Consider the following 9,095-nt stretch of genomic DNA (forward strand, 5'->3'; position numbering starts at 1 on the left):
TACAATTTTTAAAGTTACTTCTAAAGTGTATTTTTCCATTATAAAGCTCGTGTATGAGCTCCCCCTTCGGAGGAAGTCCGCGAGCTAGCGCAGCGGAGTATGTGAAGGGGGGGAGGTTTCTATTAACCATTATTAATGAGCCTCGCCATATAAAAACCGTCATAACCCGATTGATGCGCAAAAATCACTTCTTCAGCCTCTAATTTAAAATCCTTGCCAGCTTCCGAAGCTAAGAAAGTCGCTACTTGCTGGTGGTTTTCTGAAGGCAATACCGAGCAAGTCGCATATACCAGCTTACCGCCTTTTTTCAGCAGTTTGCTATACTGCTGCAATATTTCTTGTTGGGTAGTGCGTATCTGGTCTAAAAACTCAGGTTGCAATTTCCATTTAGCATCAGGGTTGCGGCGCAGTACACCTAACCCACTACAAGGCGCATCTATCAGTACGCGGTCGGCACTGCCTTGCATACGTTTCAGTTGCTTAGGGTCTATCAGCTTAGTTTCTATGTTGAAAGCCCCATTGCGGCGTGCTCTTCGTTTGAGTTCTTGCAGCTTTTGCTCGTAAATGTCCATCGCTATAATCTGACCTTTGTTTTGCAAGAGGGTTGCCAGATGAAGCGTTTTACCACCAGCTCCAGCACAAGTGTCAATAATGCGTTTTACGCTATTGTCTATTTGCATAAACGGAGCTACTTTCTGCGAAGAGGCATCTTGCACCTCAAACAATCCGTCTTTAAAAGATTGACTTTTGAAGATGTTACTGCGCTCTACCAATTGCAAAGCATCAGGATACTGCTGTAGCGGATAGCTTTCTACCCCTTCCTCGCGGAGGAGTTGCTGCAGTCTATCACGACTTATTTTTAGGGTATTTACGCGCAATACTACGGGGGCTAAACTGTTCAAGCTGTGCAGTTCGTCTGTCCAGAGAGCCTCTCCCAGTTCTTGTTCTCCCAAAGCGTCTAACCAGTCAGGCACCGATTCGCGGTATTTGCGTATTTTAGAGAGCTCGTCAAATTTCCCTTTGATGCGTCTGGTAGGGGTATCTTCAAAGTAGTTTCCCCAGTCAGGCAGTGCAACACCTTTCAGGGTAGCCCATACTGCAAAAAGGCGACGTAGGTTATGTATGCTGAAGGGTTCATATACTTCAGCTATTTCCGCATAGAGGCGTTTCCAGCGCACTATATCGTAAATCGTTTCAGCCACAAAAGCCCTATCCCGAGCCCCCCAGCGCTTATCTTTTTTCAGCAGTTTTTCCACTACCTTATCGGCATACTGATTTTCGGTAAAAATAAAACCGAGTCCCTCAATCACCGCATCCACTAAATTTCTGTGTAATTTCAAAATACTTTTTTTGAATGTTGTTTTATACTAAATTTGAATATTGCTTTTATACTAAAAATGAGACGGTGCTTTTCTCATCACCGTCTCTTAATTATCTGCCTGTGCTAGCATCTCTGCTTGTGCGGCTCGCACTTTGCCTGTGCAGCTCGCACTAAAAAAGTTGCGCTGTGAAGGTAAACAAGAAGTTACCATAAGTAGATTTTATATGAGCAGGAGTGGTCAGCACATTCTCATACATTTGGTATAGGTTTGTTTGTTTAGCCACATCATACGAAGCGTCTAATCTAATACCACCCAAGGTCACACCAGCCCCAAACGAATACCCTGTCAGATCACCTACTACTGCAGTTGTTTTCCTATACGGACTTTGTGCGTATCTATAACCTGCTCGCAAGCTTACAAAGTTAGTGCTCTTAGGGTCTTCTTTTATTAATTTAAAAGGTATTCTATACTCTCCTCCTATGCGTAGGGTCGAGGTATCACCCATTTGGTTTTCAAAAGCACTGTTATAGCCTTTCATATTATTACTTCTGAATTTCAGATTATCGTAGGCTCTGTAGGTGTAATCAATGCTTAAGATACCTCTTTTCTTTATCAGGTAAGCAGCACTAGCAGTCCACGCACTGGGGGTGCGGAATTTGTATTCGCGTTCATACCATATAGGGTCGCCATATCTATTCACTAATTCTATATCACGGTCATAAGTAGTAGTAGCCACTCCTGTAGTAGCGTAGAGCACTTGGCGCGACTCCTCTTTCATCTTATACCACGTAGGCGATTGGTAACTTACCCCTAAACGCAACTCATCAGTTACTTTGATGATACTTCCTAGCTGTAGCGAAAAGCCTTCACCTGTTGTATTGATGTATTGTTTGTGGTTCGCATAGCGTAGGTAAGGGTTTGAACTTCTAAAGTTATCTTCTTTTACACTATATAGCGCCTTTTCGTTGATGTTGTGCGCATTTAAGTTCATTCCTAAGTAAATAAAATCCCCTATTTGCGAAGCAAAGTTGAAATTGTATTTATTTACATAGCCCGAACGCTCTATTTTATAGGTTTGCAAGCGTTCTAGATTATCACCACTAAGGTCATATTCCGTATTGTCTGCCGAAAGCGTCTTAGGGTTGATAAGACCAGCCTTCAATCCCAAATAAGCCATTTGGGCAGCATACCCCTCTCTACGTCCTAAGGTAGCATAATACTCTCCTATCTCTTCCTGCTGGTTTAAATTATATCCTCTTGCAAAAGTACCAAAGCTAAAAGGATTGCCATTATTACCTTTGGTAGCGTAGTCCAAAAAGTAATCGTCTAAGCCCTTATTATTGTAAGCCGAATAAGAAAACTTGTCATTGTCAAGAGTTTTGCTTAACTGATAATTAAACCCAAAACTCAATTTCTTAACAGTAGGCGACACATCAGGAATAGCAAACACAACCCCGAAATGATTGAAGTTAAAATCATTGTTATTTTTCTTATCACTTCGGTCTAAGAAGTTAATATCTCTCTTTTGGCTGTTGTTATTAAGGCTAAACGAAATTTCGCTTGCGTTGAAAATAGCACTCCCTGCCGGATTGATATTTATGGCTGAAGGGTCACCACCTAAGGCACCAAATGCTCCGCTCATAGCCTTAAAACGGGCGGTACCTGTCAGTTCTTCAGTGCTATAGCGCAAAGCATCAGTGTAATTCTGAGCTTGAGTACCCATAGCTGCTAAAGAAAATCCTAAAAATAATATATAATTGATTTTTCTCATTTTTCTTAATATTTTTTAATCGCGATTTGAACTTCTGTATCCTCCACTGCTGCTACTGCTGCTGTTAGAAGAACCACTGCTGTAATTGCCGCCAGAGCTGCTGCTATTGCTATGGTTAGAACTTCTACCGGAATAGTTAGAGTTCGATTCATAGGCTCTTCTGGTCTCATAGCCTGTTGGCGGATTATTGTTATATTGCTGATTTTGGTAAGAAGGTCTACCACTATAGTTGCCGTTATTATTGTAATATCCTTGGCTTTGCGAACGATTATAAGAGCCTCTACCATCTTCATAACGGTTAGCGTTACTTCTGTAGTTGTCATCTCTTATAATAGCACGTCCTCTGCCGCTATAAGACCCTCCATTGCCGTACGAACGACTTGGTTCGTAATAGTAATCTCTTGGTCGGTAATCGTAATAATATCCGTAATAAGGATAGTAACCTCCGTAAGGATAATACCCATAATAAGGGCTATACCCATAGTAAGGACTGTATCCGTAATAAGGGTAGTAATCATAGTACCCACCATAGTACGGACGATAACCGTAGTAGCCACTATAGCCCCAATAAGGGTCGTAATAACTGCCCCAGCCCCAGCCAAATGACAAGCTCCAGCGAGCTCTATTTCTGTAGTATGAGTCATAGCCGTAATAATTAGGATGCCAATTATTATAGCCCCAGCTATTATACCCCCACGGATTGTTGTTGTACACATTCACATTCACTTGCGAAGGGTTGCTACCCCAGCCTCCGTAGGCAGGAGCTCCCGAAGTCGCGTTAGAACGATAGCTGTTTACATCGGTAAAATGTGTAACCGATGTATCAGGCATTTGGCGGTATTGCTGTGCTTTTTCACCGAAATAATCCTTGTAGCGGTTAGGTGTATACCTATTTTCTACAGGCGTATAAGCAGGTTCTTCTACTATTTCCAAATAGCTAGGTCTTTCAGGTACGGGGTCGTAATATACCCCATCAGCGTAATAATAACCACCGCAAGAAAGTAGCGCAAACGATGCCACGAGTAGCAGTAACACGTGCATCCATCTTTTGTTGATTTGTAAGTTCTTTTTCATATTGTATAAGTTTTTTTATAAAGTCAAACCAAACATCTTGCTAATAGTATCACAATTTTTATGCCATTTTTTTTGAAGCCATCTACACCGAACACTGAGCGAAGGATAAGCAAAGGATAAGCGAACGAAAGTCGGCGAGCTGGCATAGCCGAGTATGTGACGAACGAAAGTCGGCGAGCTGGCACAGCCGAGTATGTGACGAACGAAAGTCGGCGAGCTGGCGCAGCCCACTAGGTTGTTAAATAGCCCCTTCATCACTAATCATCAATCTTGTCCCAAAGAAAAGAGCCTTCTCTCCAAAAGTAGCAGCAGCCTCTTCTAAAAGTTGTGGCATTTTCTCTTCTAAGAAAGCTGACAGTTTAGCAGCAGAGCTGATTTCGTGGTGTATGGCATAATGCCTATCAGTCGAATCTAATACCCTCATTATTTGTACATTGTCTACTAATGCAGAGGCGTTTACAGCAGGCAGATAAGAGTGTGCTAACCACTGTTGCCACGCCTCGAAAACACTTTCGTCAATGACTGCTGTCAAATTATAGATATACATATATTACTTTATTTTTTGCAAAGATAAGAAATATTTCTTAGCTTTGCACTCAAAATAAATAATTTAGACTATGGCAAGTATCCGCGATTTAAAGAAAGATATCAACTATGTTTTAGGTGATATTATTGATGCTGTGTATTTTACAGGCAAAATGCAAACAGAAGAAGGTAAGGCTCTTATAACTGAAATTGTCAATACTTTCGATACTCTAATCGATAAAGTAGCTGATAGAACTGTTGAAAGCAGAGGGGCTCATTTAAAGCAAGTTAGAAGAGAGTTTGAAGAAAGAGCAGGAGCATTTATACAAAAGCTAAATCAATTAGCTTAAAAAATGTTCAAAAAACATTTGCATATTTACAAAAAAAGGTGTTATCTTTGCACCCGCAAATAAGCAGAGTGCCGGTGTAGCTCAGTTGGCTAGAGCACGTGATTTGTAATCTCGGGGTCGTGGGTTCGACTCCCTCCACCGGCTCAAATAAATAAAAAAGTCCGGAAAGTTTGTATCAAACTTTCCGGACTTTTTTTAGTTATTATTTATCACTATTTTACACCCTGTTCATTAGCCCAATTCCAGTATTTTTTAGCACTTTCAGTATGTTGTAAAAAAGTGCGCGAAAACTTGTGGTAACCGTAATTCTGAGGGTCTGCCACAAAAAAGTAATAATCGTGTTGTTCAGGTTTTAGCACAGCCTCTATAGACGATAGGTCAGGCATTGCGATAAGTCCTATAGGTAAACCGTAGTTTTGATAAGTATTATAAGGATTTTCCAGACGGGTGTGCGCTTCAGTTACTCGTTTTATTACCATATTGTAGTTGCCTGTATGGTTTTTCATCGCGAAGATAGCGGTAGGGTCAGCCTGCAATAGCATATTGATATGTAGACGATTTAGATAAACACCAGCTATACGAGGGCGTTCGTCTACTTTAGCACTTTCTTTTTGTACTATCGAAGCCAAAATACTCACCTCTATAGGACTAAGACCTTGTACTTCAGCTTGTGCTTGGCGTTCTTTAGTCCAATAGCGGTGATATTCTTTCAGCATACGGTCGCGGAACTCCTCAGCAGTAGTATTCCAATAAAATTCATAAGTATTGGGCAAGTACATAGCAAGGGCAGTAGCCTCAGTAAACCCGTTTTCTTTCAGAAAAGTAGGGTCTAAAAAAGCGCGTATTAGGGTAGTGCTATCAGGCTCTATCTGCTCGGCTATACGAGTGGCAAGGTCTTCCAATCGCTCCTGATTATTAAACTTTAGTTTTACGGGGGTATTTCTATTGCGAAGAGTACGTATGATTTCAAGGTTACTTGCCCCTTTCTTGATGATGTATTTTCCTGCTTTTACGTGTGTTGTATAGCCGCGTTGCTTAGCTACTTGCTCAAAAGCGAGGCTACTTTTTAGCAACGGACGTAGTTTGTGCAATACATCACCAAAGTCAGCTCCTGTAGGTATGTATATTACAACTTCCTTTTCATTAAAAGCGGTATTACTCGCAAATACAGCGCGATAAATAAAAAATCCTGCTATACTGATAAGGGCTATTACTGCCAATATTATCCATTTTTTCATTGTCTATATATTTGTCTGTTTATATGTCCTATTTTATATTGATGACCCCGAAAACATTAGCACTCCATTTGGGTATTAAGTAAATACCTATTAGGCAGGTTACCATTACGGGGGAGTAGGAATGAGTGAAATAGCTTATCAAAATATGCCATACCAAAAAGAAACTCAATCCTGCAAGATATAGACTAAGTGCTATTCTTGTAGCTTTTTCACTCTTTCTACACAAAAAAGCAATGACTCCTACCAAAGCAATTTGCCCTATAGAAGCCCATATAAAATATTCGGGGTGCTCATTAGCTAAATGAGCATTCTCAGCAATTCTGGGGAGTTGCAACCATTGGGGTATCTTATCTACAAAGTTAATATACCACTGCCAGAAAGAAATACTTTCTTCCGCTTGATGCAATGCGTGTAGCCCTATTATGGGGAGCCACAAGTGTATGTATTTATTGGTCTTCATATTTTTTAATGGGAGTTCTTTTTTAGAAAGACTTTATTTGACCGCAAAGATACTAAAAAAACAAAAACCGAAAACTTTATACTATAAAAATATAAAATCTTCGGTTTTATAAAATATTATGAATACAAAAATTCTTATAACATACGCCTATTCCTGACGTGGTTTTTGGTTATTGTTGTGTCCTTTAGGACGGTCATTGCGGTCGCCGCGAGGTTTTCCGTTATAAGGCTTGTCAGACTTAGGGCGGTCTTCTCTCGCTGGGCGGTCAGGGCGCTCTTCACGTGGAGGACGTGGTAATAAGGCTTTGCGCGATACTCTCGTCTTCTTAGTTTTAGGGTCAATACCGAGGTATTTTACTTCTATGATATCACCTTCTTTAAGAGCGTCTTCTATTTTATCTACTCTGTCCCAAGATACTTCTGAGATGTGTAGCAAAGAGTCTTTACCAGGTACAAACTCTACGAAAGCCCCAAACTCTACTAAACGTACTACTTTCACAGTGTAAGTTTCACCTTCTACAGGTTCAAATTTCACTGCATTTACAGCTTCTATAGCTTCTTGTATACCAGCTTCGTCAGTACCTAAGATTTCTACGATACCTAGTTCGCCTACTTCTTCCACCACAATGGTAGTTTTAGTACGAGCTTGTAGGTCTTGAATGTTCTTACCTCCTGTTCCGATAAATGCCCCGATATATTCTTTAGGCATATCCATCTTCACAATCTTAGGAGCGTGAGGTTTCACAGTAGGATTAGGTTGTGCTATAGTGTCAGTTATTTTGCCCAAAATGTGCATACGTCCCTCACGTGCTTGGTTGAGGGCTTTTTCGAGGATTTCATATGAAAGTCCTTTTATCTTGATATCCATTTGGCAAGCGGTGATACCATCAGCAGTACCAGTTACTTTGAAGTCCATATCGCCTAAGTGGTCTTCATCGCCCAAGATGTCTGAAAGTACCGCATAACGATCGCCGTCGCTGATAAGCCCCATAGCAATACCCGATACCGGTTTTACCATTTGTACCCCTGCATCCATTAGTGCCAAAGTACCTGCACACACAGTAGCCATTGATGATGAACCATTAGATTCTAAAATCTCAGACACTACGCGAACGGTATAAGGACAATCTTCTGGTATCATACGTTTAAGGGCGCGTTGTGCTAAGTTTCCGTGTCCTATCTCGCGGCGTGAAGTACCACGCAAAGGGCGAGCCTCACCGGTTGAGAATGGAGGGAAATTGTAATGTAGGTAGAAGCGCTCTTCGCCTTGTTCTGAAGGTAGGTCAATAACATTTGCTTCGCGTGAAGTACCTAAGGTAACAGTAGTAAGCGATTGGGTTTCGCCACGTGTAAAGATAGATGAACCGTGAGCTGAAGGCAAATAACCTACTTCGCACCAGATAGGGCGTATTTGGGTAGTATTACGTCCGTCTAAACGAATATTTTCCTCTAAGATAAGGTTACGAACAGCTTCTTTTTCGGCATCTCCGAAATAACGAGTAATAAGAGGAGTTAGCTCTTCCAATTCCTCTTCGGTAAAAAGTGCTAAGCACTCTTCTTTCACCGCATTGAACTTTTCTCCGCGTTCTTGCTTAGTAGTGTTTTCTTTAGCAATAGCATAGCATTTTTCATAAGCCAATGGGTATACTTTTGCTTTTACTTCTTCATTTTCTACTTCAGGCTCATAGGTGCGTTTTTCAGTCTTACCTACTTTTTCAGCCAAACGCAATTGTGCTTCGATATGTGGTTTGATAGCTTCGTGAGCAAATTTGATAGCTTCTGCCATATCTTTTTCGCTCACTTCGTCCATTTCACCTTCTACCATCGCTACAAAGTCTTTTGAAGCTCCCACCATAATGTCGATGTCTGATGCTTCTAACTGCTCGCGACTAGGGTTTACTATAAATTTGCCATTCACACGTCCTACACGTACTTCAGAGATAGGTCCGTCGAATGGTATATCTGATACTGCCAAACACGCTGAGGCAGCAAGACCTGCTAACGCATCGGGCATTACGTTTTCATCGTGCGAGATAAGTTGTATCATCACCTGTGTTTCAGCGTGATAATCTTTAGGGAAAAGCGGACGCAATACGCGGTCTACCAAGCGCATTGTTAAGATTTCTTGGTCGCTAGGGCGAGCTTCACGTTTGAAAAAGCCCCCAGGGAAACGACCTGCTGCCGCAAACTTCTCGCGATAGTCTACCGTTAGGGGTAGAAAATCGGTTTCAGGGTTTATATCTCTTGCTGATACTACTGTTGCCAATAGCATAGCATTGCCCATTTGCACCACCACAGCACCGTCAGCTTGTTTAGCTAACTTGCCAGTTTCGATAGTAATGGTACGACCATCACC

The 9,095-nt window shown here is 41.4% G+C and carries 8 protein-coding genes and 1 tRNA gene; 2 read left to right on the plus strand and 7 right to left on the minus strand.

Annotated elements, in window-relative coordinates; translation table 11 throughout:
* Positions 1–122 precede the first annotated feature (122 nt).
* The 4 genes from HMPREF9074_RS01280 to HMPREF9074_RS01295 form a co-directional block, all read right to left on the minus strand.
* Entirely contained in the window at positions 123–1,340 is a 1,218-nt protein-coding gene (locus HMPREF9074_RS01280; protein WP_034539413.1) for an RsmB/NOP family class I SAM-dependent RNA methyltransferase, read from the minus strand.
* Positions 1,341–1,491: 151 nt separating this feature from the next.
* A complete protein-coding gene (locus HMPREF9074_RS01285; protein WP_009388550.1) occupies positions 1,492–3,093 on the minus strand; it encodes an OmpP1/FadL family transporter in 1,602 nt (533 codons plus the stop codon).
* A gap of 15 nt (positions 3,094–3,108) precedes the next feature.
* Positions 3,109–4,167 (minus strand): hypothetical protein, encoded by a 1,059-nt coding sequence (locus HMPREF9074_RS01290; protein WP_009388549.1) that lies wholly within the window; start codon positions 4,165–4,167, stop codon positions 3,109–3,111.
* A gap of 238 nt (positions 4,168–4,405) precedes the next feature.
* Positions 4,406–4,714, minus strand: coding sequence for a DUF4286 family protein (locus HMPREF9074_RS01295; RefSeq protein WP_009389209.1), 309 nt, complete (start codon positions 4,712–4,714; stop codon positions 4,406–4,408).
* A gap of 70 nt (positions 4,715–4,784) precedes the next feature.
* On the opposite strand from HMPREF9074_RS01295, the gene HMPREF9074_RS01300 reads away from it, so the two are divergent.
* Positions 4,785–5,042: a hypothetical protein gene (locus HMPREF9074_RS01300; protein ID WP_009389210.1), complete on the plus strand. Its 258-nt coding sequence runs from the start codon at positions 4,785–4,787 to the stop codon at positions 5,040–5,042.
* A 70-nt stretch (positions 5,043–5,112) separates the two neighbouring features.
* Positions 5,113–5,186, plus strand: a tRNA-Thr gene (locus HMPREF9074_RS01305).
* Positions 5,187–5,254: 68 nt separating this feature from the next.
* On the opposite strand, the gene mltG is transcribed toward HMPREF9074_RS01305, so the two are convergent.
* The 3 genes from mltG to HMPREF9074_RS01320 form a co-directional block, all read right to left on the minus strand.
* The gene (mltG, locus tag HMPREF9074_RS01310) at positions 5,255–6,280 is read right to left on the minus strand and encodes an endolytic transglycosylase MltG (protein ID WP_009733897.1); all 1,026 of its coding nucleotides are present in this window, start codon (positions 6,278–6,280) and stop codon (positions 5,255–5,257) included.
* A gap of 28 nt (positions 6,281–6,308) precedes the next feature.
* Positions 6,309–6,740, minus strand: a complete 432-nt coding sequence (locus HMPREF9074_RS01315) for an HXXEE domain-containing protein (RefSeq protein WP_009733895.1) — start codon at positions 6,738–6,740, stop codon at positions 6,309–6,311.
* Between the two features lie 147 nt (positions 6,741–6,887).
* The coding region (locus tag HMPREF9074_RS01320; RefSeq protein WP_034539421.1) for a polyribonucleotide nucleotidyltransferase at positions 6,888–9,095 on the minus strand (2,208 nt) is incomplete at its 5' end.

This window comes from Capnocytophaga sp. oral taxon 329 str. F0087, from assembly GCF_000213295.2.
Classification (GTDB): domain Bacteria; phylum Bacteroidota; class Bacteroidia; order Flavobacteriales; family Flavobacteriaceae; genus Capnocytophaga; species Capnocytophaga leadbetteri_A.